General features: G+C 53.1%; 24 protein-coding genes and 1 riboswitch. Of the genes, 13 read left to right on the top strand and 11 right to left on the bottom strand.

Features of this window, described 5'->3' with window-relative positions:
- Nucleotides 1-15: 15 nt before the first annotated feature.
- From CHH75_RS20545 to CHH75_RS20535, 3 genes are all read right to left on the bottom strand, one after another.
- The gene (locus tag CHH75_RS20545; RefSeq protein WP_095399066.1) at nucleotides 16-1,392 is read right to left on the bottom strand and encodes a DUF4179 domain-containing protein; all 1,377 of its coding nucleotides are present in this window, start codon (nucleotides 1,390-1,392) and stop codon (nucleotides 16-18) included.
- Nucleotides 1,385-1,912 (bottom strand): sigma-70 family RNA polymerase sigma factor, encoded by a 528-nt coding sequence (locus CHH75_RS20540; protein ID WP_095265893.1) that lies wholly within the window; start codon nucleotides 1,910-1,912, stop codon nucleotides 1,385-1,387. The genes CHH75_RS20545 and CHH75_RS20540 overlap by 8 nt, the downstream gene beginning before the upstream one ends.
- A 249-nt stretch (nucleotides 1,913-2,161) precedes the next feature.
- Entirely contained in the window at nucleotides 2,162-2,329 is a 168-nt protein-coding gene (locus CHH75_RS20535; RefSeq protein WP_255223088.1) for a hypothetical protein, read from the bottom strand.
- Between the two features lie 376 nt (nucleotides 2,330-2,705).
- On the opposite strand from CHH75_RS20535, the gene CHH75_RS20530 reads away from it, so the two are divergent.
- The 8 genes from CHH75_RS20530 to CHH75_RS20495 all read left to right on the top strand — a co-directional run bounded on the left by CHH75_RS20530 (nucleotide 2,706) and on the right by CHH75_RS20495 (nucleotide 10,393).
- Nucleotides 2,706-3,425 (top strand): MBL fold metallo-hydrolase, encoded by a 720-nt coding sequence (locus tag CHH75_RS20530; RefSeq protein WP_095399065.1) that lies wholly within the window; start codon nucleotides 2,706-2,708, stop codon nucleotides 3,423-3,425.
- Nucleotides 3,422-3,997 carry a TetR/AcrR family transcriptional regulator gene (locus CHH75_RS20525; protein WP_095399064.1) on the top strand — a complete coding sequence of 192 codons (576 nt, stop codon included), beginning with the start codon at nucleotides 3,422-3,424 and terminating at the stop codon, nucleotides 3,995-3,997. Before CHH75_RS20530 ends, CHH75_RS20525 begins: the two co-directional genes overlap by 4 nt.
- Nucleotides 3,998-4,098: 101 nt before the next feature.
- Complete coding sequence (locus CHH75_RS20520) at nucleotides 4,099-4,590, top strand: CcdC family protein (protein WP_095268061.1); 492 nt, start codon at nucleotides 4,099-4,101, stop codon at nucleotides 4,588-4,590.
- Nucleotides 4,591-4,915: 325 nt separating this feature from the next.
- A complete protein-coding gene (locus CHH75_RS20515; protein ID WP_095268060.1) occupies nucleotides 4,916-6,139 on the top strand; it encodes a cation:proton antiporter in 1,224 nt (407 codons plus the stop codon).
- A 43-nt stretch (nucleotides 6,140-6,182) separates the two neighbouring features.
- Complete coding sequence (locus tag CHH75_RS20510) at nucleotides 6,183-6,692, top strand: cation:proton antiporter regulatory subunit (RefSeq protein WP_095268059.1); 510 nt, start codon at nucleotides 6,183-6,185, stop codon at nucleotides 6,690-6,692.
- Between the two features lie 189 nt (nucleotides 6,693-6,881).
- Nucleotides 6,882-8,633: an alpha-glycosidase gene (locus tag CHH75_RS20505; RefSeq protein ID WP_095268058.1), complete on the top strand. Its 1,752-nt coding sequence runs from the start codon at nucleotides 6,882-6,884 to the stop codon at nucleotides 8,631-8,633.
- A gap of 224 nt (nucleotides 8,634-8,857) precedes the next feature.
- Nucleotides 8,858-9,337 carry a DUF6530 family protein gene (locus CHH75_RS20500; protein WP_095268067.1) on the top strand — a complete coding sequence of 160 codons (480 nt, stop codon included), beginning with the start codon at nucleotides 8,858-8,860 and terminating at the stop codon, nucleotides 9,335-9,337.
- A 114-nt stretch (nucleotides 9,338-9,451) separates the two neighbouring features.
- Entirely contained in the window at nucleotides 9,452-10,393 is a 942-nt protein-coding gene (locus CHH75_RS20495; protein WP_095399063.1) for a helix-turn-helix transcriptional regulator, read from the top strand.
- A gap of 230 nt (nucleotides 10,394-10,623) precedes the next feature.
- On the opposite strand, the gene CHH75_RS20490 is transcribed toward CHH75_RS20495, so the two are convergent.
- Together CHH75_RS20490 and CHH75_RS20485 are read right to left on the bottom strand one after the other, a co-directional pair.
- The gene (locus CHH75_RS20490; protein ID WP_095268056.1) at nucleotides 10,624-10,953 is read right to left on the bottom strand and encodes an antibiotic biosynthesis monooxygenase family protein; all 330 of its coding nucleotides are present in this window, start codon (nucleotides 10,951-10,953) and stop codon (nucleotides 10,624-10,626) included.
- 137 nt (nucleotides 10,954-11,090) lie between these two features.
- The gene (locus CHH75_RS20485) at nucleotides 11,091-11,792 is read right to left on the bottom strand and encodes a Crp/Fnr family transcriptional regulator (RefSeq protein WP_095268066.1); all 702 of its coding nucleotides are present in this window, start codon (nucleotides 11,790-11,792) and stop codon (nucleotides 11,091-11,093) included.
- Between the two features lie 399 nt (nucleotides 11,793-12,191).
- Here CHH75_RS20485 and CHH75_RS20480 point away from each other — a divergent pair, with 399 nt between their 5' ends.
- Together CHH75_RS20480 and CHH75_RS20475 are read left to right on the top strand one after the other, a co-directional pair.
- A complete protein-coding gene (locus CHH75_RS20480; RefSeq protein WP_095268055.1) occupies nucleotides 12,192-13,277 on the top strand; it encodes a Gfo/Idh/MocA family protein in 1,086 nt (361 codons plus the stop codon).
- A 32-nt stretch (nucleotides 13,278-13,309) separates the two neighbouring features.
- Nucleotides 13,310-14,149, top strand: coding sequence for a Gfo/Idh/MocA family protein (locus tag CHH75_RS20475; RefSeq protein WP_095268054.1), 840 nt, complete (start codon nucleotides 13,310-13,312; stop codon nucleotides 14,147-14,149).
- Nucleotides 14,150-14,309: 160 nt separating this feature from the next.
- Here CHH75_RS20475 and CHH75_RS20470 read toward each other — a convergent pair whose 3' ends face one another.
- From CHH75_RS20470 to CHH75_RS20450, 5 genes are all read right to left on the bottom strand, one after another.
- The gene (locus CHH75_RS20470) at nucleotides 14,310-15,044 is read right to left on the bottom strand and encodes an ABC transporter permease (RefSeq protein WP_095399062.1); all 735 of its coding nucleotides are present in this window, start codon (nucleotides 15,042-15,044) and stop codon (nucleotides 14,310-14,312) included.
- Nucleotide 15,045: 1 nt separating this feature from the next.
- Nucleotides 15,046-15,762 carry an ABC transporter permease gene (locus tag CHH75_RS20465; protein WP_095268052.1) on the bottom strand — a complete coding sequence of 239 codons (717 nt, stop codon included), beginning with the start codon at nucleotides 15,760-15,762 and terminating at the stop codon, nucleotides 15,046-15,048.
- A complete protein-coding gene (locus tag CHH75_RS20460; RefSeq protein ID WP_095268065.1) occupies nucleotides 15,759-16,673 on the bottom strand; it encodes an ABC transporter ATP-binding protein in 915 nt (304 codons plus the stop codon). The genes CHH75_RS20465 and CHH75_RS20460 overlap by 4 nt, the downstream gene beginning before the upstream one ends.
- 234 nt (nucleotides 16,674-16,907) lie before the next feature.
- Complete coding sequence (locus tag CHH75_RS20455) at nucleotides 16,908-18,344, bottom strand: sensor histidine kinase (RefSeq protein WP_095399061.1); 1,437 nt, start codon at nucleotides 18,342-18,344, stop codon at nucleotides 16,908-16,910.
- Nucleotides 18,341-19,015: a response regulator transcription factor gene (locus CHH75_RS20450; protein ID WP_095268050.1), complete on the bottom strand. Its 675-nt coding sequence runs from the start codon at nucleotides 19,013-19,015 to the stop codon at nucleotides 18,341-18,343. The genes CHH75_RS20455 and CHH75_RS20450 overlap by 4 nt, the downstream gene beginning before the upstream one ends.
- Nucleotides 19,016-19,600: 585 nt before the next feature.
- Between CHH75_RS20450 and CHH75_RS20445 the strand changes: the two genes are divergently transcribed.
- Entirely contained in the window at nucleotides 19,601-20,632 is a 1,032-nt protein-coding gene (locus tag CHH75_RS20445) for a LacI family DNA-binding transcriptional regulator (RefSeq protein ID WP_095268049.1), read from the top strand.
- A 209-nt stretch (nucleotides 20,633-20,841) separates the two neighbouring features.
- Here the strand turns inward: CHH75_RS20445 and CHH75_RS20440 are convergent, their stop codons facing one another.
- Entirely contained in the window at nucleotides 20,842-21,888 is a 1,047-nt protein-coding gene (locus CHH75_RS20440; protein ID WP_095399060.1) for an EAL domain-containing protein, read from the bottom strand.
- Between the two features lie 369 nt (nucleotides 21,889-22,257).
- Here CHH75_RS20440 and CHH75_RS20435 point away from each other — a divergent pair, with 369 nt between their 5' ends.
- Nucleotides 22,258-22,644, top strand: coding sequence for a VOC family protein (locus CHH75_RS20435; protein WP_095268047.1), 387 nt, complete (start codon nucleotides 22,258-22,260; stop codon nucleotides 22,642-22,644).
- 252 nt (nucleotides 22,645-22,896) lie between these two features.
- A riboswitch (TPP riboswitch) is annotated at nucleotides 22,897-23,008 on the top strand.
- Between the two features lie 113 nt (nucleotides 23,009-23,121).
- Nucleotides 23,122-24,165, top strand: a complete 1,044-nt coding sequence (locus CHH75_RS20430; RefSeq protein WP_095268046.1) for an ABC transporter substrate-binding protein — start codon at nucleotides 23,122-23,124, stop codon at nucleotides 24,163-24,165.
- Nucleotides 24,166-24,181: the final 16 nt, after the last annotated feature.

Raw genomic sequence — 24,181 nt, 5'->3', positions numbered from 1 at the left:
CGTCCCGATTCCTTCTTATTGCAGGGGAATTTCTATAGCCTTCTCGATCGCTCCGGGATAGCTGCTCAGCTCAAATGTCAGCGGCTGCGGATAAGCCTGCGGCTTCAGGTAGATGTATTGGCGGATGATCTTGGCCCCCGCATCCATGGAGGAGGTTGTCCGGGACCCGGCCTCTTCCCTTGGCGTATGCCGCCGCCCCTCTCCATCTACAAACTCAGGCTCGAAGGACACGCTGCCGAAAAGTCTCTCGTCCTCCTCACGATACTCCAGCACCAGCACATGATCCTCGTAGCTGCCAAACTGCATGCCACCGTCAGGCGAATGGATGACCTCTCCCTTCTCCGTATCCACAACAACTTGCATGGTCGAGGGATCCACAGCCAGCAGTCCCCCTGCTTTCAAAGTAAGGGATTCCGGCTGATCCAGTATGTTGCTGTCAAAAAAGTATGTCATTTGACCGTCTTCCCCTGGTAAAAAGGCTCCCCGACTGGCAAGCCGTACCGCCTCTCCGTCTATAACCGATTCCACATAAGGCTCCACCAATCCGGTTACCTTCATCGTATTGCTGTTAGGCACAGTGGCTTTCACCACAATGCCCGCAGGGGATAATATCGCTTGCTCCACATCATATCGTTGCCCCTCTATCTCCAGCATCTGGTTTAGCGGGGTGACGGTCGTAAATTGACTTGAAATGCCCAGGTCCAAGGAAATATCGACGTCAAGACGTATTTCATTCTCGGCTTCCGTGGCATGGGCAATGTTCGTTGAATATGGGGCCACGACGAAGGAGACGGTAATTTCATCCGCCAGCTGGCTTGCATTCTCCAGACGGATATCCAGCCATGAGCGGTGCACGCTCTGATCTGGCTCCGCGTAGGGGGACATTACGGAAAAAGACTCCAGCGGGATGTCCGATCCCGTGCGCTCAATATCCGTCCGCAGAAGCTTCATAGGCTGACCCGAGTGGTTCTCCAGCGTATAAAATATGACCAATTGCTGAGAGCCGACTAACACGCCGTTGATACCGGCCGTATAATCACCTTCGGATACGGACTGATGGACCGGCTGAATCAGCCCATGTGCATTCGCAGCGTTCAGCGTAACATCCTCGCCAAAATCAAACCCTGTAAGCGGCGGGTACGGCCCTTCGATAGACTGCGCACGCTGCGGGACCAGGCTCTCCCAGCTCCATCCCATCATGATCAGGACCAATGCGCATGCGCCTGCCAGGGCAAAGAGACCTTGACGGCGTCGCTTCGTTCGTTGACGGCCTTGGCGAATACCGCTTCGGATGGCCGTATCCAAGGCGTCATCCGGGGTGGTCTCTGCTTGCGCTTTGTCAGCTGCATCCCTGCCCATCTCCCTCAGCCATCGTTCCTCGCGCTCAAACATCGAACAGCACCCCTTTCGATTCGATTTTTTGCCTCAGCAGCTTGAGCCCCTGATGCAGTCTTGTTTTGACTGTCCCTTCCGGACAGTCCAATATTTTAGAAATTTCAGGCACCGTCATATCCTCATAATATTTAAGAATCAGGACATGGCGATATTTCGGCTTCATCCGGCGGAGGGCCTGCTCCAGATCCAGCTTGCTGTCGCTTACCATTTCTGCCGCCCCTTCCCTGCGGCTGATGTCCTCAACCGGAATCATTCGTTTCCTTCGCTTCTGCTCATCGACACAGCAGTTGATCAGAATACGAATCAGCCACGGTACGAACGCCTCCGGCGCTTTAAGCTTTCCGCGCTTCATCCACGCCCGGCAGACCGTCTCCTGCAGCACGTCCAGCGCATCGCTTTCATTGTGCAAATAGCTCCAGGCTATGGTATACAAGCGCCGCCTGTGAAGCGATACCAGGGCATAGAATGCCTCCTCGTCCCCTTTGCATGCCGCATGAGCCAGCTCGATTTCCTCCATTCCAGCTTTCCTTCCCCTCATTCATTTCTGCCTAGAAGATAACGCAACACTACCATTAAAGACGGGGGAGAGCCACCAATCGTTTTTTTATTTTTTCGGCTCAAGGTCCGATATCATCAGCCGCTTGCCTCGAGCCAATCAAAAAAAACGCCCACCCCATCGGGGTGAGCGTGACGCATGACGATCAACTTACGGTTGCTTCGCACAGCACCGGTTCGAAGCAGCGGGCTTGCCACATCCAATCAGGCATCAACCTCTCTTCTTGCGAGCACGATAAAAGTAATGATGACCTATATAAGCAATACCGCACAGAAGGAGCAGCAATGCCGATATCCAAATGACAGGAAGCAGATAGGGAGCATGGTCGCTGGCCACAAAAAGCAAAAAGCCCGACGCTGCATACATCACCAGCAGCATTGCGATGCGTCTGTACAACTGCATTGGACTCGCCCTTTCTCACAGTATAAATATGGATATTTACCCATTTTTCCGTATGGTTACTATGTTAACCGATAATGCAGTAATTTGCACTCAAATTATGGAAAAAATATTAATTTTTTATTCATCCTCCGCATTTCTGAGATTCATGTCCGATTGCCCTGACCGCGATCTGCGTGTCGCCGCCGCTCGCCTCTCAGCACTGGGATAACGCCTATCCTGAACTTGGGCTTGCACAAACTAATAAGATTAGTTAATATACTAATATAGTTAGTTTATTAACTAATGACGCTGCGATTGCCACACTTGCTGGCGCTCATGTTGTAAATTCCGAAAGACAGGAAGGAGAAGCCTTATGCTTGCAACCACAGTGGATCAAGTAACCCAGCTTTCATTCATGCCTCGATTGTTTCCGGTCAATGTGTATTTGGTGGAGGAAGAGGATGGTCTTACCCTCATCGATACCGGCATGCCCTTCTCTATCAAGGGCACCCTTGCTGCGGCCTCATCCGCAGGCAAACCGATCCGCCGCATCGTGCTGACTCACGCCCATGGCGATCATGTCGGCGGGTTGGACGGACTGAAGCAGGCATTGCCTGAGGCAAAGGTATATATATCGAAGCGGGACGCGAAGCTTCTGCGGGGCGACGTGAGCCTGGAGTCCGGAGAACCGCAAACGCCCATTCGCGGCAGCATCCCGAAGACCATCCATACTACGCCGGACATTCTGCTCCGGCACGGAGATTTCATCGGCTCGCTGAAAGCCATCGCCACACCGGGGCACACGCCGGGGCATATGGCGTTTCTTGATCAGCGCAGCGGCATTCTGATCGCCGGGGATGCGCTCCAGACCCGCGGCGGATTGGCGGTATCCGGCAAGGTCAACCCCTGGTTTCCTTTCCCGGCATGGGCCACCTGGAACAAGCCGGCCGCAATCGAAAGCGCCAAGGCGCTCACAGAGCTGGAGCCGGCCCTGCTCGCCGTCGGGCACGGGCCGATGCTGGCATCGCCTCGGACCCGCATGCAAGAGGCGATTGCCGCGGCGGAAGCCCGACTGGGGAGGGAGACGCCATGAGCCCAAGACCCGGATTAGACCAGACGGCTGTCGTTCAAGCTGCCGCCAGGCTTGCCGACCGGGACGGATTCCATGCCGTCACGCTGGCATCGCTGGCAGCTGAGCTCGGGGTGCGCTCCCCTTCCCTGTACAATCATATTAACGGTCTTCCCGGCCTGCACGCGGCCCTTACCCTTCATGGCCTTCGCACCCTCCATCAAGGGCTGATGAAGGCGGTTGTCGGGAAGTCCGGCGAGGATGCGTTGCGTCAGGCCTGTCTGGCGTATGTTGAATTTGCCCGAACACACCCCGGACTGTATGAGGCGGCCCTGCAGCCCATCGCCCCCGAGCAGACCGAGGTGATCCAGGCCGGAGACAGCGTGGTGGAGCTGCTTCTGCAAATTTTGACACCCTACAAGCTCACCACCGACGATGCGCTCCATACCGTGCGGTGCATTCGCAGCTTCTGTCACGGCTTCTGTTCGCTGGAGCGTTCCGGCCAATTCGCCATGAATCTTAATCGGGACGATAGCCTGGCCTTTATGATTGATGTGTTCATCCAGGGGATGAACCTGAAAGCCGGCGAAGTCTGAATCGCCGCAGCTTCGTCTGATTTTGCCAGAGCGCGGATTATGCTATAATCGAAGGACAATACTTAATATGTGCTATTTTTTATAGAAAGAGGTCCTGAATTGTGGTAGATCTGAATTCCCCAATTCTTCAAATAGGCTCTACGATTGCCATGCTGGTGATGGCGGTAACGGTCATCATCATTCGCATGAAGGCCAGTCACCGTCCGGTCACGGTCAGGAAGATCATCATTCCTCCCATCGCGATGAGCACCGGTTTTATCATGTTTGTGGAGCCGCAGGTTCATATTCCGCTGTGGTGGGGGGCGGTCGCCTTTTGCGTGGGATGGTTTATATTCTCGTACCCGCTCATCCGCAGCACCAAGTTTGAGAAAGTGGAGGGGCAGGTATTCGTGCAGCGTTCCCGCAGCTTCGTGTATATTCTGATCGGCATTCTTGCCGTCCGGCTGCTCCTGCACGGCTACATCGAACAGCATATTTCCATTCCGCAGACCGCTGCGTTGTTCTTCCTCCTCGCCTACGGCATGATCGTCCATTGGCGGATCTCGATGTATCGTCAGTATCAGAAGATTACAGGTCCGGAAGTGGTGGCCTGAATCCCGATGCTGGTCCTGTTTCGACAGGATCTCCCGGCTTCGGACAATCCCCCAAGCTCCAATCTTCATGAAAGAGTGAATAGCAAGCACACAACCTGGAAGCCGTATTCATACGGCGAAAGCTTAAGCTGTCCGGTTCCTTATCTCCATCCGAAGGATATCCGCCAGCTTCACGTGTGTGCTGATGCTTTCACTCTTTTTTTTGTGCAACCAAACGCTCGTCCAGTTATTTAATTTGCATTAATTTACAGAATATTTGTAATATTACGCATACTACGATACGATAGAAGTGATTGCAAAAAAAAGCAGATGAAGGAGGTCTTCAATGCACGACATAATGTTCGAGGTTGGCACCGCCTTAATTTTGGTTGCCATCGCCTCCGTAATTGCCGGAAAGCTTAAGTTTTCCATCATCCCTTTTTTGATTGTGCTTGGTATGTTGGTTGGGCCCCACGCGCCAACGATCGGTATCTTTGACTTCAAGTTTATTGACAGTCAAGGCATCATTGATTTTCTAGGGCAAATCGGTATCTTATTTCTGCTCTTCTATCTGGGGCTGGAGTTTTCCGTGCAGAAATTAATCAAATCCGGGCGAAATATCGTTGTAGGCGGGACGGTATACGTGACGCTAAACTTTGCGCTGGGGCTGGCTTACGGCTTTATCGTCCAAATGCCGCTTTACGAAACGCTCATTATTGCCGGTATGCTCTCCGTCTCTTCCAGCGCAATTGTCGCCAAAGTGCTCGTCGATTTACGACGAACCGGGAACTCCGAAACCGAGCTGATTCTGGGCATGATTTTGTTCGACGATATTTTTCTTGCCGTGTTTCTATCAATCATGTCCGGCTTGCTGCTCGGTGGCGCTACCTCCATCGGGGCCACGCTGCTGTCGGTATGCATTTCCATCGGCTACATGCTGCTGTTCTTTGTCATTGCCCGCAAGGGCCCGCCGCTATTGAACAAATGGCTGCGAATTACGTCTAACGAGATCTTCATCATCGTTGTATTCTCCGTCATGTTTTTTATTGCTGGCTTCTCGGAGAAATTGCACGTGGCCGAGGCAATCGGCGCGCTTCTCTTTGGCCTGGCGCTCTCCGAAACGGAGCATGGCGAACGCATCGAGCAGCTGGTCGTGCCATTCCGCGATTTCTTCGGCGCTGTCTTCTTCTTCAGCTTCGGGCTGAGCATTGATCCGACCACGCTTGGCGATGCCTTCTGGCTGGCGATCGGCGCTGTGGTACTTACGATTATCGGCAATTTGGTTGCAGGTATGATCGCTGGTCGCAGGGCCGGACTATCGCATAAATCATCCCTTAACATTGGACTGACGATCATGGCGCGCGGAGAGTTCACCATCATCGTGGCCAATCTTGGCGTCGCCGGCGGCCTATCGGCCATGATCAAGCCATTCTCGGCGCTTTACGTATTGATATTGGCCATACTTGGGCCACTGTTGACCAAGGAGTCGAAGCATATTTACCGCGGCATTAACCGGATCTTCCGCTGGAGCTCTCCTGAAGAGAAGGTTAAGAGGCGGCAATCAGAATAGCCACTCGCAAGCTGATGTTCATTGTATGAGAGGAGGAACTTATATGAGTTTTATTCGCGAGTCCGAATTACCGGGTATCGGTAAAAAATTTCTTATTCAGACCCGATCGGGAGACAGGCTCGTTGTGATCATCCACAATGATGGCCGAAGAGAGATGTACCATTTTAACGACGATGATCCTGAAGAAACGATATCGCAAATCTCATTGGATGATGATGAAGCCAGACAAATTGCCGCGATTGTCGGCGGCATGGTCTACAAGCCTCAAGCGCTGGAATCCATCGAGGTGTCGGTGGAAGATTTGATCATCGAATGGATCCGCGTGGAGGCCCATTATGACGGTGCTGGCAAGTCGATTGCCGAACTGGAGATTCGCAAGCGGACGGGAGCCAGCGTCCTTGCGATCGTTGGGCGGCAGAACCGTGTCATTAATCCGGGACCCGAGCACATCTTTGCTGCTGGCGCAACCATTGTACTGGCCGGGGAACGGCAGCAGATCCGGAATTTCAAAGAGCTTCTGATCGGCAAACCGTCTAAAGCGACCGAGGACTAGATATTCGATTTAAATATCCTTCGGGCACGCTTGTGGAAGGGCCGCGAGTCTGTTATATTTTTAGTGAACAGATTTTCCAATCCATAATTTAAAGGCAATGTTATCTTGTTGAAGGTACAACCTCGGCGATTTCAAACCGGGTTGTGCCTTTTTTATTTGCCCGCAGCGGCATTAAGGAGGATTGATCTTATGTTTCTGGAAGCTGTGTATCACCGTCCGCGCAAAAACTGGTCCTATGCGTACAACGGCACCACCGTTCATCTTCGGATCCGCACCAAGAAAGACGACATGACCGCCGTCTATGCTCTCGCCGGTGACAAGTACATGTGGGACCACACGATGGAGTATGTCCCGATGACCAAGCTGGCGACAGACGAGCTGTTCGACTACTGGGAATGCGAGGTGACCCCGCCGTACCGAAGAGTGAAATACGGGTTTCTGCTGCAGCAGGGTCATGAGAAGCGCTGGATGACCGAGTATGATTTTCTGACCGAGCCGCCGGCCAATCCCGACCGACTGTTCGAGTACCCGTTCATCAACCCTGTCGATGTGTTCCAGCCGCCGGCATGGGTGAAGGATGCCATCTTCTATCAAATTTTCCCTGAACGGTTTGCCAACGGGGATACCCGCAATGATCCCGAAGGCACGCTGCCATGGGGGAGTGCCGATCCGACGCCAAGCTGCTTCTTTGGCGGTGATCTGCAAGGCGTCATCGACCACCTCGATCATCTGAGCAAGCTGGGCGTGAACGCCGTATACTTCACCCCGCTCTTTAAGGCAACCACCAACCATAAGTACGATACGGAGGATTATTTTCAGATTGACCCGCAGTTCGGGGACAAGGATACGCTGAAGAAGCTCGTAGATCTGTGCCATGAGCGCGGAATTCGCGTCCTGCTGGACGCCGTGTTCAACCATTCCGGCCGAACCTTCCCTCCCTTCGTTGATGTCCTCAAGAACGGGGAGAAGTCCAAATACAAGGACTGGTTCCATATCCGCTCCCTGCCGCTTGAGGTGGTGGACGGCATTCCGACGTATGATACCTTTGCCTTTGAACCGCTGATGCCCAAGCTCAATACCGAGCATCCGGAAGTGAAGGAATACTTGCTGAAGGCCGCGGAATACTGGATTCGCGAAACGGGGATCGACGGCTGGCGGCTCGATGTTGCCAATGAGGTGAGCCACCAGTTCTGGCGCGAGTTTCGCCGGGTGGTGAAGCAAGCGAACCCCGATGCCTATATTCTGGGCGAGGTATGGCATGAATCGTCCATCTGGCTCGAGGGCGACCAGTTCGATGCGGTGATGAACTATCCGTTCACCAACGCCGTCCTTGATTTCTTCATTCATCAAATCGCCGATGCCGAGAAGTTCTCCTTCATGCTCGGCAAGCAGCTTGCCGGGTATCCGCGCCAGGCCAGCGAAGTCATGTTCAACCTGCTGGACAGCCATGACACCGCCAGATTGCTGACCCAAGCGGACGGCGACAAGCGGAAGATGAAGCTGGCGGTGCTGTTCCAGTTCACCTACTTCGGCACCCCGTGCATCTATTATGGGGACGAGGTCGGCCTTGATGGCGGGCATGACCCGGGATGCCGCAAATGTATGGAATGGGACGAGACGAAGCATGACAAGGATCTGTTCGCGTTCTACCAGACGGTCATCCGGCTCCGCCAAGCTCATGCTGCTCTGCGCACCGGCACCTTCAAGTTCCTCACGGCCGAGAAGAACAGCCGGCAGATTGCTTACCTGCGTGAGGACGACCAAGATACGATCTTGGTCGTCATGAACAACGACAAGGCGGGCCACACGCTTACGCTGCCTGTCCGGCATGCACAGTGGACCCATCTGTGGAACGACGATGTCCTGACCGCTGCTCACGGACAGTTGACCGTGAAGCTCCCGGCTTACGGCTTTGCCGTGCTGAAGGCCTCATCCGATTGATCATCATGAGGGCGCCCTCCGTTCACTGCGATACACGCAGCCGAGCAGCGGGCGCCTCTTTTTGTCGCTCCCCCTCCTTCCCTTGACATGATGACATTGACTTGACCCGGTATGAACGTTATAATGCTCATGAGTTCAGTTATTTAGTAAATTAGTAAATTATAAATTTAGTGAACAATTGAGCTGCATGTCATTGAAATCATGAGAACTGGAAGGTGATCCGCTTGAAAATACCGACAACGTTAAAGCATAAACCTGTCATCGTGTCCGAGAACTATGAGAACATCGATGGCCGATACGCCTATGATTCAGATGCGAAGGGGCTCTCTCTGGGGCTTGCGCAGTGGAACGACCGGGGAAAAGTGGATATTTCCGCGAAAGTATGGAGACATACGGGCGGCAAATGGTCCAGGCAGTCCGAGGAGCTTCCTCTCCACCGGGTGATTGACCTTGCGATTTTGATTTGCAGAGCCAAGCTCCATTTTCAAGAGGCCTACCGATATGATCATTTATATGATCCCGACAATCCCGTCATAGACCGGGTAGGGCTGCAAGGGGATGCCATGACGGTATCCGTATCCACCGATAACGAGCATATCCATGAAGATATCAAGCTGTTCAATCAGGCGCTGAGCGAGGATGGCGAACTGATTGGCGAAAGATTGCGCACACTGTCCCGGATGTTGAAGGAGATGGGGTATTAACACTTAGCGTTACCATCCCCGCGGCTAAACTGTTCATGCTTCTATTGATTCATGCCCTGAATCCGTTATGCTATGAATAATAGACCATGTGAACGCTTATAGGAGGATGACGTCATGACCCTTCACTGGATCAAGCAGGACATCGCCGAGTGCACGCGCAGGGGGATCGTATATTTCACATCCGAGCTGGAAATGATGAGCGGCCTTCCCTGCAAAATGTACCGGATCAACGAGGATTACGGGAGCATGTCGGATCATATGCACGACTATTTTCAAATCTGGTACGTTCGCCGCGGCGAGTTTGATCACACGATGGGCGGGCGTAAATACAGCGTCGTTCAGGGCGATATTGTGGTCGTTCCTCCCTACTGCATCCACCGGGTCGAAATGCTTCCCGGCCGGGAGCTTGAGGTGATCGGGTGTGAGTTCACGCCCGGATTCATCAATGAGCAGCTTGCCAGCCCCGAAGAGGGATCCAGGCTGTTTGACCAAGCCTTTATCGAGGCTTTTGTCGCTCCAGAGCATGAGATTCCGCCGAAAATCCCCCTGTCCGGCAGCAGTGATCTGGCCGCGCAGGAGCTGTTGAATGAAATGCTCGGCGAGTACAGCAGGCGTAGCCCCTGCTTCGAAATGCTGCTGAAGGCCAATCTGCTGAAGCTGATGATGATTGTGAACCGGGAACATGACGCCGCCTCCGCTCACGCCAGACCTGCGGGCGGCCAGTACCATGAGCAGATGCTTGGAGCGATTCAGTTCATCCATCAGCATTACGATCAGCCGCTAAGGCTGGAGGAGCTGTGCAGCATGACGATGATGTCGCGCACGAACTTCTGCCGCCACTTCAAGGAGATCACCGGCCGCACCTTCAGCCAATACGTAGCCAGCTATCGCATTCGCATGGCGATGAAGCTGCTGACCGAGCCGGAGCTGACCGTAACGGAGGTATGTTATAAAGTCGGGTTTAACGAGCTGCCCTACTTCTGCCGCATCTTCAAGAAATATACCGGAACGACCCCGGCCTATTACAAGAAAAATAGCGACCGGAGCAGTCGCTAGCATAACGGAACCATCATCGGGAATCGTCTTCACCCAGATTCGACATAGCAGTGGAAAAAATTCGTCACAGAATGAAACTCAGGCAGAGAGCTGGTATTGACTCCTCTGCCTGATTATATACATGGGCTTAGTAGGAAATTAGCCTAAAGCGACATCTCTATCCCTTCTGATTCAAGGTCAGACTTGAGCCATACCGCCATCTACGAACAATTCGACGCCGTTGAACGTCATCACGCATTCGTTATTTGACTTCCCCATTCGCCCTTCGGCTCTAACCAGCTGACGCTTCTATCCACAATTAAATCGCCCAGTATTCTTTCGTAATTCTTACGGTAGGGTTTAATAAACTCTTCCGCAAGCCAGCTATCTCTGGTGCCCTGCCATGTTTCATAAATGATCAAGTCATCCGGCTGATCCAGATCGTCTGAAACAATGGCGCTAATGAATGCCTTCTCGGATGACATCTCTTCAATAAGGGAATATAGCTCCTTGCGGAATTCCTCTTTCTTCCCTGGTTTAGCTTTGAATCGAATATTCAGTTGAACCTGTTGATTGGACATGGCTACTCCTCCTATAAGTTTCATATTTGCAGGGTTTCCGCTGCGGCATTTATCATAACGCTAGATGAATAATTCGTCAGTAATTTAGATTACGTTGAAAAGCATGCAATCGAAAGGAGATTCATACGGATCATGAATCAAGACAGCTCTTGCATCGCTTTTTCGATATGAATCATGACCATTCTACGGCTGGTCACGATAATACCTTCATTGGATAGCTCCTGTAAGGTAAGCGATACCGCTTCTCTTGTGGCGCCGATCATATTGGCCAATTCTTGATGAGTCAGGGGAATATCGATTTTCTGGTATCCATTTTCTTCTATTCCGAACTTCTTAGATAGTCGGTTGAGAAAGTAGAGCACTTTGCCACGCAAATCTCGAAAAACCAATTTCTCCACCAATTCATCCTGATCTCGCAGGCGTTTGCTTAGCTCCGATAGAAATCGTAAAGACAATTCAGAATACTTGACTAAAAGCGGTTCAAATTGTTCAGCCGGAATCGAAAAAACAATCGAGTCTTCCATCGTCTCCACATAAGTCCCTCTTGTGCTCAAGGAAAACGTTTCAACTTCGCCAAACATACCGCCCTCACTTAGGATGCAAACTGTATGTTGTTTGCCGGCCGAATTGGTTTTGTATAACCGAAGTTTACCGGCGATGACGAAAAACAAGCCATTCTTTTCATTACCGGGCGACTGAAGAATTGTGTTATTTGAAAGTTTATACGTATTTGATCTTGTTACCAATTGTTCGATTTCACGGATAATTTCTGCCGGAAGCGATTCAAATATTTTTATTTGTGGCAAAAATGAGGTTACTCTTTCCATTGTCTCATTCATCGTCTCATCGTGTAACATGGTGCTCCTCCTTTCCATGCTGCGAACGACAATCACTCGACTCGCTGCAATCATTATTCCTCATATAACATAATCTATAGCCGGAATGTTACATTCATCATAAACCACCCTTATTTCCTCTTCTGTAACCCAGATTACAAAAGCTTCTGACATAGAACCCTAAGAAAAACAAGAACCTATACCCCTACAAATACTTACGACAACTTATGCTTTAAATTTGCCACTCCCCCGCCCACCTCTGTACGATAATCCAATAAAAAAACACGATAGTGAAATCGAGACCTATCCGCACCATGATATACTCTTGGCAAAACATAAGCTATATGCATTTTCGAAAGGTATCGTATGTTTTCAACTATTCGTGATGATGGAGGGAATATAATGAACAAAATTACAATCGCTGTCATCGGCTGCGGCACCATCGCCAACAGCGCACACATTCCGGCGTACATCGCCAATCCGGATGCCGAGATCAAGTACTTCTGCGACGTTCAGCTGGACCGGGCGGAGCAAGCTGTTACGAAATATGAGTGCGGACAAGCGATCGCTGACTACCGTGTCATTCTGGAGGACCCGGAAGTAGACGCGGTGTCGATCTGCACGCCGAATGATGTGCATGCCTCGATTACCATCGCTTGTCTTCGCGCCGGCAAGCATGTCCTCTGTGAAAAGCCCGCCGCAAGAACCTACGCCGAAGCGCTCGAAATGCAGAAGATCCAGCATGAAACCGGCAAGATTCTTAACATCGGTGTCGTGAACCGTTACAACGAAAGCGTGAACCGGATTAAGAAAATGATCGAAAACGGCGATCTGGGCGAGCTGTATCATGTGTATGCCAGCTTCCGCGCTCACCGCTCCATCCCAGGACTTGGTGGAGCTTTCACCACCAAAGCGATCGCCGGCGGCGGCGCTCTGATTGACTGGGGTGTGCATTTCCTGGATGTGGTCATGTACTGTACCGGCGACCCGCGCCCTATAACCGTATCCGGTCAGGCATACTCCAAGCTCGGCAAGGATATGGAGAACTATACGTATCTGAAAATGTGGGCCGGCCCGCCGAAGGTTGACGGCACCTATGATGTGGATGACTTTGTTACCGCCCTCATTCGGACCGAAGGGCCGACCATCTCGCTTAACGGTGCCTGGGCCCAGAATATCGGGGTCGAGGAAATGTTCATCGACTTCCTTGGCGACAAAGGCGGCATCCGCCTGAAATACGGGGCGGAATTCACGTTCTACACCGCCCAGGACGGCGCTTTGATTGAAACGACGCCGAAGTTCAACCTCGGCAGCATGTTCCAGAACGAAATCGACGGTTTCATCCGCTCGATCCAGACAGGAGAGAAGCAGCCATCACACATCGACACGGTTATCCTCTCATCGCAAATCATCCAGGCTATCTACGACTCCTCCGACAAAGGAGCGGAAATGTCCCTGCTGTCGGCAACAGCCGAGACCAATCGCTAAGCCAGCTCAAATCGCCAGGGAGGCTATCAGATATGAAGACCATCGGATTTATCGATCTCCATCTTGACCAGTTTCACGCGAACAAGTATCCGGGCTGGATCGAACAGGCCAGCGGCGGGAGCATGAAGGTGGCCTACGCCTATGCCAAGCAGGACAAGGAAGGCGGCAAGACAAACGAAGCCTGGTGCCGGGAATACGGCGTGCAGCAGCTATCCTCCATCGCCGAGGTGGTGGACAGAAGCGACTACCTGATCGTCCTGTCCCCGGACAATCCGGAGTATCATGAGGAGCTGTCCCAGCTTCCGCTCGCTTCCGGCAAGCCAACGTATATTGATAAGACGTTTGCACCTGACCGGGACGCCGCCCTTCGCTTGTTTGATCTGGCAGCAAAGCATGGCACGCCGATGTATTCCACATCCGCCCTCCGCTTTGCCAGCGAATACGCAGAGCTGAAGGCGGGGGACATCCAGACCATTAGCAGCTGGGGCCCCGGGGCTTTCTCCAATTATTCGATTCATCAAATCGAGCCGATTGTTCACCTGATGGGCCCAAGCCCGAAACGGGTCATGTTCACCGGCACGCCGGAGTCCCCGTCCCTGTTGATTGATTTCGGAGAAGGGCGGCAGGCGAATGTGAATCATTTAGGCGACAACTGCCCGTTCACCCTTGGAGTGAGGTACACCACCGGGGATTTCAAGCAAGCTTCAGCGCAGTCCAATTTCTTTACTGCCTTCATCGACAATCTCGTTCACTTCTTCCATACTAGCGAGCCTGCCGTTGATCCGGCAGAGACCGTGGCTATCGTCACGATCATTGAGTACGGTTTAAAGGCTGCTGACACACCGTATCGCTGGGTGGAGCTGCCCGTATAACAGACATTGGACAGCTTGGAAGTCAGCACCTTCTATCATGATCAGGGTTCACAGCAAAAGAGCCGCTCTCCCTGGGACGATCCGTCCCGGGACAGCGGCCTTTGCTATTTCAAGGGGCATATGGCGAATGAACAGGCAGGATCACACACACTATTGTCCCCTATATCTCCTTGCGCTGAAAATATAGAAGCCCCGCCATAAAGAACAGTAGGAATCCGCCGACCACCACCAGCATGAGACTCTCAAACGGCAGGTTGAAGGCTCCGAAATCGGCGCCTCCCGTCGGCATCATAGCCAGCAGCGGCTGGGCCCACGGATAATAAGGCGCATACGTCGCCGAATTGGCAACCAGCATATTCGGAATCGTGAAGACCACATTCAGCGCAAGCGGTGCCGCAAAGCTGCTCCAGGCCGTCGATACGGCAAGCTGAAGAGCTGCCAGCGGCAGGCAGGCGATCCAGCCGCCAGCAAGGCACTGCAGCAGCATCCCCCACGGAATTGGCTCTGCATAGCGATTCACCACGCCAACCAGCAGCAATCCACCCAGGAACAGCAGCTGAATCACCGCCAGCAGAATGCATACGACAGAGAACTTGGACAGATACACCGCCCCCCGGGAGACCGGGAGCACGAGCAGCTGCTTCCATCCGCCGCCGGCATGCTCATATCTGCATACCATCGCACTGAAGACCCCCGTCATAATCGGCAGAAACAGCATCGCGTGGAGAATGCTCATCGTGGTTAAGGTTCTTTCCCAACGAAACGCCCCCACCTCCCTTCCATCAAGGATGCCGAGCAGGGTGGATGCTGCGATGCAGAGCAGGATTTGCAGCCATAGTCTGGACCTGGCCAGCTTCAGCCATTCGGCTGACAAGGCTCGGGTATAGGATGACATATCAGTTCACGTCCCTTCGGTTAAAATGAATCAGGCCCATCAGCGAAATGACGAGACCCAGACACAGACCGGCTCCGACCACCTTCACTTCGCCCGGACCAACATAAGCAAGTACCGGCCATTTCAGCGGCATCCAGTTGGGGAACTGGTACGTGAAGACAGACACAACCGATGCCGTAATCCCTATCCCGACAGGCAGCCCCTGGTTTTTGAGTGTCATCGACATCCAGAGCTGAATTGCCAGCAGCGGGATCGCGGCAAGCATCGGCGCGAAGCCAACTCGCGCCAGATCGACATAGGGTATCTCCTGCGGGGACATGCCGAGCAGAAGTCCAAGGACTGCCGTTCCTGCGGAGAGCAGAATGCAGGATACGGTCAGGAGCAGGAACGCCTGCACGAACTTGGCGCTGAATACCGCCGTTCGGGAAATCGGCAGTGCCAGCAGCTGCTTCCATGAACTGAGCTGGTGCTCTACATTCGCCATCAGCGAGCTGATCAGCGTGATGCCGAGAAACAGCGCAATCGGTACAAAATTCGCAATATTATGAAGCAGCCCGCCCCACGGGTCATCCGCATATTGATTCATCAGGTAATCATACCGCAGGCCAAAATTCAAGCCCTGCATCGCCACCAGCCCGATGGGGCCTAGCGCAGTCAGAAACCAGATCCCTTTGCCGCGGATTTTCATCCAGTCTGCAGACAGTGCGCGGAGCATCATATCCGGTTCCCCTCCCCGACGATCTGCATGAAAATATCCTCCAGCGATCTGCGCTTCTCCTCCACCCGATAAACCGCATGCTGATGCTCGACCAGCCGCTTGACAAGCAGCGCCACCTTCGCATCGCTCATGGCCCCAAGCTCCATCATTCCGCGATTCAGCACGCCGGAGCAGCCGAGCTCAAGCGCGTGCATCAGCGCCGCTTCCGGCTCAGAGACCGACAGGCGGAAGCCGCTCGACGCGGCAGCGGTCAGATTGGTGATCGTATCCTGATACACCAGCCGCCCCTCGCGAATGATGCCTACCTTGTCGGCCATCAGTTCCACCTCGCTGAGCAGGTGGCTGGATACCAGCACTGTGATGCCGAATTGACGCGGCATCTGTTTAATGAGCTCGCGGATTTCCTGAATCCCCGAAGGGTCCAGTCCGTTGGTCGGCTCATCCAGAATGAGCAGCTCTGGATGATTCAGCAGCGCTGCAGCAATGCCGAGCCGCTGCTTCATGCCGAGGGAGTAGCCCTTAACCGGCCGCTTGGCTTCCTTGGTCAGCGAGACGATGTCCAGCACCTCAGCGATGCGAGCTTTGGGCCCGCCCGTAATGCGGCGGATCGTCTCCAAATTTTCAATCGCGGTTAAATGCCCGTAATAGGACGGGTATTCGACCAGCGAGCCTGTCCGCCGCAGAATGTCCATCTTCTCCTTTTTCAAATCCTTGCCGAACAGATGGATGGAGCCGCGCGTGGGCTGAATCAGCCCGAGCAGCATGCGGATTGTCGTTGTTTTGCCCGCTCCGTTCGGTCCGAGAAACCCGTAAATGTCGCCGCGCGCGATTTCCAGGTTGAGATCCTCCACCGCTGCGCGTTTTTTGTACAATTTATACAACCCTTTTGTCTGTATGACCATGTCCGTCACATCAATCACCTCGAGAACTATCCTACCTGCCCCAGGTTAAATGACGGTCGCCCCGAAGTTTAAATTTGATTTAAACAAATAGCTTTCCAAGTCGGGTCACCCCTTCGGGCGCACAAAAAAGGCGACCTATCCCCGGCCCTACCGGGAACAAATCGCCGTATAATGCCCCGCACCGCTGTCCTCATGACATGTTCGAGGACCTCGTGACAGGCTGCTCACTGTGATCTTGATCAGTTACAAGGAAGTGTCATCAGACGCAGCATTCGTCAGAAGGGGATTCGACTTCCGCCACACCCTTACCGCCGAGCCCGCAGCCGAGCTGACGATCTCATAGTCCAGCCCCATCTCTCTGGCAAGATGATCAACGATGGCCAGGCCGATGCCTGTCCCCTTGTGCTCGGAGTCCGCATTCATCCCAGGCCCTCTGTCCGAGATGACCAGCATCCGCTCACCGTCCTCACGCCCGGCCATTCGAATGCCGATATAACCTCCCGCTTTAGCGTGACGCACCACATTTTGGAACAGATTATCCACGATGCGCCGGAACCACAGTTCATCTACATCCCACACGACCGGCTCTCCTTCAAGGTCAATGTCAGGCTCAATCCCCGACTTCTCCCATACCGGATACCAGGCTGCCGCGCTCTCCCTCACCAGCCGCAATATATCCACTGGCGAAAGCTTCAGCTCAATCCGGCCGCTGGTCAGCAGATTATAGGACAACAGATTGTCAATCAGCTCCCCCAGATCCCCGATCTTCGATTCCATCAGCGCCAGTGACTCCTGCCCTTTCTCGCTCAGCTGCTCCTTCCCAATCGAAAAAATATGGCTTCGTATCACAGTGAGCGGCGTCCGCAAATCATGGGACAGATTGGCGATGAGTGCTTTGCGCAGCTCCTCTTCCTCACGCTGGCGGCGCAGGCCAATCTTCAGCTGCTGCACCATATCGTTATACCCTTCCTCCAGCTGGCCGATCTCGTCCCGCTTCGTGAGCTGAACCGGCTGTGGGATGCCCGTCTCAGAGTGCGGCGATGTCATCGCCTTGCGCAAGCGGATCAGCCTCCGCCGGATGCCGACGAAGAACAGCCAGGAGACAAGAATGAACAACAGCGACAAACCGGCCATGAAGGCGGCATAGATGGTCGTCTCACTGGCAAAAGGCTGCTGAACGCTAATATATTGTCTCGGAATCCGCATCACCATGAACCCCTGGCCGCTGCCCTCGTCGCCCCCGATAAAAGCCACCACCGTGAACGGATCGTTGCCCACGGCGGTCTTCATGAACTGCACCGTATACTCGGCACTCCATGTATCAGGGATATCCGGCTGTTCCGGGAGCTCGACCCTTACTTCATTCCGGGCGTCAACCCAGAGGATGGACAACTCCGGATATTCCTCTCGAAGTTCACCAAGCCTCTGACCGATGTGCTCCGCGGACGCGCCGCCGAGCTTCGCCGCTTCGGCATGCCACATCTTGACCAGCGGCTCACCGCTCGTATACTTCGCAGTTGGCACATAGACCGTTCTGGAGAAGGTGTCATTCACGAACCAGTAGAATACGGAGGCCAGCGGCATCACGATCGGCATAAACATCATCGCAGCCATAATCAGCAGCAAATACCGGGAAGTCAGCGAGTTGCGAAATCTCCCCTTGGTTTTCCGCCACTTCATGCTCTCACCCGGTACCCGAGACCGCGGACGGTCTCAATAATGGCCGGAGCTGCCGGATCTCGCTCCAGCTTCTCGCGGAGGTAGCGAATATGCACCATCAGCGTTTTGTCTCCTTCGATGTAGGACTCGTTCCAGACCGCCTCATAGATCTGCTCCTTCGTCATGACCCGCCCCCGGTGCTGCAGCAAATACATGAAGATATGATACTGCTTCCCTGTCAGCACAATATCCTCTCCCGAGTCCATATTCACTATCCGGTTCTCCTTTACATAGATGCGGAGATGTTCGATCTCGACCGCTTCCTCGACGTGGGCCGCCGAACGGCGCAGCAGCACCTCGACCCGCGCTGCCAGCTCGTCAGGATGAAACGGCTTCGTCAAGTAATCGTCGGCAAATTCGAGGCCTTGAAGCTTGTCATCAATCGACGTACGTGCAGACAGCATCAGAATCGGCAGAACCGGACAAGCCTTCTTGATTCGCTGCCCCACCGTGAAGCCGTCAAGCCCCGGCAGCATCACGTCCAGGATGACAACGGCGCAGTTATCCGCTTCCTCCACAGCACGTTCCCCGCTGGTAAGCCACGTGACGCTGTACCCCTTTTCCTTCAGAAACTCACTCACCCATTCGCCTATTTCACGGTCATCCTCAATATATAAAATGCTTGCGCTCAAGTAACCTCTCCCCTTCATCCCAAGCTTGTCCGCCGGGCGTCCCTCCGGCTCCTGTTGGCATTCATTGTATCATGAGCAGACCCGCCCTTAAAACGGGTGCTTCGTTTCACCATTACGTTGTAACCTTGTCACCCAGCCTTTTCACTCAGCTATTCCCTCCAGCTACTTTCTCAAGCCATTTTCTTCGGACTACTTTCTTCGGACTACTTTCTTCGGACTACTTTCTCAGGCTACTTCCTTAAGCTGCATCCTTAGCCATTCCTCAACCCCCTCTCTTACGCCACTCTTTTCCGCCGCTCTCTCTGCTAATTCCCCCCTAATATTGTGCAAACGTTTGACTCCAATCGGGATTTTTGGAGAAAAAGAACCCCCTGATCGTGAATCGTCCCGCCTTCCTGCTGTTGCACAGTATATTTACAAGCACACCGTTTAACGTTAATATAGCAGTTGTAACCGTTTAACTCTATCTGTGCCAAAGGATTGGTTAAACCTTTAACACTATGGATCCGGACCGTATTAAATGGAGCCTGCTTCACGATTTTCTTCCATTTAATCAAGCAAACGGTTCCACAGGAGGTCCTTGTTATGAATGTAACGATTAAAGATGTTGCCAAACGGGCGGGAGTATCCCCCTCCACGGTCTCACGCGTGCTCTCCAATCACCCGAGAATCAGCCGCGAAACATCGCAGAAGGTTCGAGACATTATGGAGGAGATGGGCTATCACCCGAATATGATGGCCAAGAGCCTGGTGTCCAAAACGACGGAAACGATATGTGTCATTCTGCCCAAGCCCGCCGAGGAACTGTTTCTGAATCTGTTCTTCATGGAGCTTATCCGCGGCATCGTCACCCAGGCCAACCGTTCCGGCTATGATGTGCTGATCAGCTCGGGCGGCAGTGAGAAGGAAGAAGTTGAAGCGGTGTCCCGCTTGCTCAATGGCCGCCGTGTGGACGGAGCTATCCTTCTGTATTCCAGGCAGGACGACGCGGTCGTTGACTACCTGAAGGCGAATGAATATCCGTTCGTGCTTATCGGGCGCAGCGAGAAGTATCCGGATCTGCTGTCTGTCGACACGGATAATGTACAGGCCGCTTATGATGCGACCAAACACCTGATTACCTTCGGCCATGAGCGGATCGGCTTTGTCAGCGGGCCACCGAATCTGATGGTGTCCCAGGACCGCCTGAAGGGGTATGGCCAGGCATTGGCAGATGCCGGGCTGACCATGCGCAAGGAGTGGATCGTGGAAGGCGAGTTTCTGCAGGAAAGCGGCTATCGTGCGATGTCCTTTTTTATGAATTTGCCGGAGCGTCCAACAGCGCTTGTCATCGTGGATGACATCGTTGCCTTCGGGGTACTGCGGGGATTAAACGAGCTTGGGTATAAGGTGCCCCAGGATGTATCCATCATCAGCTTCAACAATATTTCGTTGTCCGAATTGTCCAATCCGCCGCTCAGCAGCGTGGACATCGGCATCTATAACCTCGGCTACACCGCTTCCCAGGCATTGATCCAGAGCATTCGCAATCCTAACGAGAAGGGCCGCCCAAGCCGCTATATTATCCCGCACCGGCTCATGATTCGCGAATCTTCGATGCACTCTGCCCCGAAGTAGTGGTGCATCGCTTTATTCAATCGTTTGCACATAAGCCGGTTGCTGCTGGATGCGACCTCTTATACCACCCTGCTGCAAGCTCAGGAGAAGTGCTTCCCTGGGCTTGCTCCCTATAAAGCTTTCAATCACACAACTATCCTGATAAATAAAAACGAAGGGAAGTTTCCTCCCCCTCGATCATTTTCCATATCATATGAATGTTGAATCCCTTAACATAGCATCAGTTGCGACTGGGGTCCCTTGAGCGGTCTTTCCGCCGGTTTCCCAAATAAATAGCCCTGGGCTAGTTCGATGCCGATCTGCCGGCAGTATTGGAACTCCTCACGGCGTTCTATTCCTTCTGCAAGCACCTTGGCCCCGAATTCATGGGCCGTTCGTGTAATCATCTGAAGCTGTTGTTGTTTCACACTGTTCTGCTCGCAATGGTCAATCAGGCTGCGGTCGATTTTGACATAATCGGGCTTCAGCAGCACCATCTGCTCCAATGTGGAGTATCCGGCGCCCACGTCATCCATGGCTAAGGAAATGCCGTGTTTACGATAGGTATCAAAAATCGCCTGGAGATGCTGAATATCATCAATTCTTTCCGTCTCAACAACCTCGAACACGAAATCGCACGGGTCCAGATGATGGCTCTCCAGCACGCGGAACGTCTGCACCAGCGATTTCTTCGGGTCCGAAATCGAGGAAGGCAGAAAGTTGATAAACCGCTTTACACCACTCGGCAGCCACTTGGCGCTGGCCTCAATGGCCGCATTGCGGGCTTCACGGTCCAGAAAATAATGCAGACCTGCACGTCGTGCTGTATCAAAGAGCTTCTGGGGAGGGAATGGCCTGCCGTTCTTAGCCGGACGCAGCAAAAATTCATAAGCCACAATCTGCTCGCAGCGGTCTACAATAGGCTGCATATGGCTCGTAAATTGTTGATCCAGGATAATATTCAGCATATCGCATTGATCATTCTCCGGCCCGAGCTGCTCGGCCATCGTCCACGGATGGTGCTGCTGTGGAGTCGCTCCGTCCATGATGCGGAAGCTGATCTCTTCCCTTGATCCATTCGGAAGTCCCCGAAGCAGCCGGATTAGCGACACCAGCTCATCCCGCCCCTGATAGCTGACAGCACACCCTTCGCGGGTATTGCGCACGGTGCCGCCCCACCCGTCAAGCAGATGAAGAAGCTCTGCGTAAGCTGGTCTGATCTGAACAATTCCCTGGTCCTCAAACGGTTCAAAGGTGCTGCGGTTGTCGCACAACATGTTCATCCCCCTCGGCAAGCTTTCACTAAGCTTCTTATCGGCATTTGGATATGAATTCTTTGTATAATATGCTTTTTTGTAATGAATATGTAAAACAAAACAATCAAAGTTAATCATTTGCATTATGTCTGACAAGCGTTGAAGCAATAAAGAAGAAGGGGAACGCGGCCCGGCCACTTTCGTGATCCCATGATTTATGTAAACCTTGCTGGTGCAAAAGGATTAAAAATCGATCTATAAATCATGATACTTTTCACCCATTAAAATGTAAAGAAAAGTTAAGCGAGAACATATATACCCACTTGACAGGTAGGAATTATATGTTAAGATGTGATTCAAATTGGACGAACAGGAAAGGATGTGGCCAGTATGCCATCTCATAAACGGCTCGATCATGTCGGAGTTATGGTGCGGGATCTTGAGGCGACCATCGACTTCTACACGAAGGTTGTCGGTCTTGAATTGAAGGATCGTGTCAAGCATACGAACGGGGTGATCGAACTTGCCTTCCTCGGCTTTAACGGCAGCGATGAGACCGAAGTGGAGCTTATACAAGGATACAGCGACAGCCTTCCGGCTGAAGGAGCGGTACATCACTTTGCAGTGAGCACAGACCAGATCGAGGCGGAGTACGCCCGGGTTCAGAAGCTCGGCGTGCCGCATCTTGATGAGGAAATTGTGACGCTGCCAAACGGCTACCGTTATTTCTTCCTTCATGGGCCAAACGGAGAATGGATTGAATTTTTCCAGCGCTAAAAATGATTCCCCCGCGCGATCACGACGAGACGAGGCTTTAGTATACGAGTCTCGTCTTTTTCGTATTGCTTCATCGATGCGATATTCAGCGCCCATGCCCATCGAGTCTGGCGAATGCAGCTGTTTGGGGGCTGGATGTGATCAAAGACGAGCATCCCGCCTGGAAATAGTCCGGCTCTCTCTCAGCCCGCACAGGCTGGACAGCTCCAGCCATTAGGTCTATAATAACGGTTAGTTAAGCCTATAACTTCATCATACTTACAGGGGAGCTGGAATCGGCCGGCTGAGAGTGTATCCCATCAAGATACTGACCCTTACACCTGATCTGGGTAATGCCAGCGTAGGAATCCTGACACTGCGGCTCGATATGGATGCCGTGGAATACTTACGCCGTCATGCGCCCCGAGATCCTCGGGGCGTTTCTTATTATTGTGAAGTCACAGGCAGCTAGAATGAAGATGAGGGAGAGAGAAGAACATGATTAAACCGAAATGGACCGCGTTATTGCTCGCATGCATGCTGCTTCTTGTCGCGGCCGGCTGCGGCACAGACAATCAGAAGAGCGGCAGTACGCCGAATCCGAATGATGCTGGCAACAGCGGGGAGACCGCGGAGGCGCCGCGCGATATCCAGCTGATGCTGGATTGGTCAGCCAATACCAATCATACGGGACTGTACGTCGCCAAGGAGCTCGGCTATTACGAAGAAGAAGGACTCAACGTAAGCATTGTGCAGCCGGGCGCCGGCGGCACGGATACGCTGGTCGCCTCGGGGAACGTGCCATTTGGCATCAGCTATCAGGAGGGCGTGACACTTGCACGGACGCAAGGACTTCCGCTCGTGTCGATTGCGGCAGTCATTCAGCATAACACCTCCGGATTTGCCGCTCCGGTCGACCGGAATATCAAGACCGCAGCTGACTTTGAAGGCAAGGCCTACGGCGGCTGGGGCTCGCCGGTGGAAGAAGCCGTCATGAAATCCATAATGGATATCGACGGCGCTGACGTCAGCAAGGTGAACATCGTCAATATCGGGGATGCCGATTATTTTACGGCGGTTAAACGCGACATCGATTTCGCCTGGATCTTCTATGCCTGGACCGGGATCGAGGCAGAGCTTCGGGGAGAGCCGCTGGACATGATCTATGTGAAAGACTACTCGGACAAGCTGGACTACTACACCCCAGTGATTGTAACCAACGAAACGCTGATTCAGGAAGATCCGGAGCTGGTTAAAGCGTTCATGCGCGCCACGGCAAAAGGATATGAATATGCGATCAACCACCCGGAGGAGGCTGCCGATCTGCTGATCAAGGCCGTTCCGGAGCTGGATGCAGAGCTGGTGCTCGCCAGTCAGAAATGGCTGAGTCCGCGCTATCAGGACGATGCCCCTCGCTGGGGAGAGCAGAAGGCCGAGGTATGGTCCGGCTATGCCGAATGGATGTTTGAACGCGGCCTGCTGGACCAGGAGCTGGATGCGGACAGCGCGTTTACGAATGAATTTTTGCCGGATACCCCTTAATTAACGAAAGGAAGAT

Source organism: Paenibacillus sp. 7541 (assembly GCF_002276395.1).
Lineage (GTDB): Bacteria > Bacillota > Bacilli > Paenibacillales > Paenibacillaceae > Paenibacillus_AQ > Paenibacillus_AQ campinasensis.
The sequence above is the reverse complement of the archived record's forward strand: the minus strand, read 5'-3'. Positions and strand labels throughout refer to the sequence as shown.

Bases quoted from the DNA above. Each gene is read 5' to 3' on its own strand.
- CHH75_RS20545 (WP_095399066.1), bottom strand. From the start codon at position 1,392: ATGTTTGAGCGCGAGGAACGATGGCTGAGGGAGATGGGCAGGGATGCA.
- CHH75_RS20540 (WP_095265893.1), bottom strand. From the start codon at position 1,912: ATGGAGGAAATCGAGCTGGCTCATGCGGCATGCAAAGGGGACGAGGAG.
- CHH75_RS20535 (WP_255223088.1), bottom strand. From the start codon at position 2,329: ATGCTGCTGGTGATGTATGCAGCGTCGGGCTTTTTGCTTTTTGTGGCC.
- CHH75_RS20530 (WP_095399065.1), top strand. From the start codon at position 2,706: ATGCTTGCAACCACAGTGGATCAAGTAACCCAGCTTTCATTCATGCCT.
- CHH75_RS20525 (WP_095399064.1), top strand. From the start codon at position 3,422: ATGAGCCCAAGACCCGGATTAGACCAGACGGCTGTCGTTCAAGCTGCC.
- CHH75_RS20515 (WP_095268060.1), top strand. From the start codon at position 4,916: ATGCACGACATAATGTTCGAGGTTGGCACCGCCTTAATTTTGGTTGCC.
- CHH75_RS20510 (WP_095268059.1), top strand. From the start codon at position 6,183: ATGAGTTTTATTCGCGAGTCCGAATTACCGGGTATCGGTAAAAAATTT.
- CHH75_RS20505 (WP_095268058.1), top strand. From the start codon at position 6,882: ATGTTTCTGGAAGCTGTGTATCACCGTCCGCGCAAAAACTGGTCCTAT.
- CHH75_RS20495 (WP_095399063.1), top strand. From the start codon at position 9,452: ATGACCCTTCACTGGATCAAGCAGGACATCGCCGAGTGCACGCGCAGG.
- CHH75_RS20490 (WP_095268056.1), bottom strand. From the start codon at position 10,953: ATGTCCAATCAACAGGTTCAACTGAATATTCGATTCAAAGCTAAACCA.
- CHH75_RS20485 (WP_095268066.1), bottom strand. From the start codon at position 11,792: ATGAATGAGACAATGGAAAGAGTAACCTCATTTTTGCCACAAATAAAA.
- CHH75_RS20480 (WP_095268055.1), top strand. From the start codon at position 12,192: ATGAACAAAATTACAATCGCTGTCATCGGCTGCGGCACCATCGCCAAC.
- CHH75_RS20475 (WP_095268054.1), top strand. From the start codon at position 13,310: ATGAAGACCATCGGATTTATCGATCTCCATCTTGACCAGTTTCACGCG.
- CHH75_RS20470 (WP_095399062.1), bottom strand. From the start codon at position 15,044: ATGTCATCCTATACCCGAGCCTTGTCAGCCGAATGGCTGAAGCTGGCC.
- CHH75_RS20465 (WP_095268052.1), bottom strand. From the start codon at position 15,762: ATGATGCTCCGCGCACTGTCTGCAGACTGGATGAAAATCCGCGGCAAA.
- CHH75_RS20455 (WP_095399061.1), bottom strand. From the start codon at position 18,344: ATGAAGTGGCGGAAAACCAAGGGGAGATTTCGCAACTCGCTGACTTCC.
- CHH75_RS20445 (WP_095268049.1), top strand. From the start codon at position 19,601: ATGAATGTAACGATTAAAGATGTTGCCAAACGGGCGGGAGTATCCCCC.
- CHH75_RS20440 (WP_095399060.1), bottom strand. From the start codon at position 21,888: ATGTTGTGCGACAACCGCAGCACCTTTGAACCGTTTGAGGACCAGGGA.
- CHH75_RS20435 (WP_095268047.1), top strand. From the start codon at position 22,258: ATGCCATCTCATAAACGGCTCGATCATGTCGGAGTTATGGTGCGGGAT.
- CHH75_RS20430 (WP_095268046.1), top strand. From the start codon at position 23,122: ATGATTAAACCGAAATGGACCGCGTTATTGCTCGCATGCATGCTGCTT.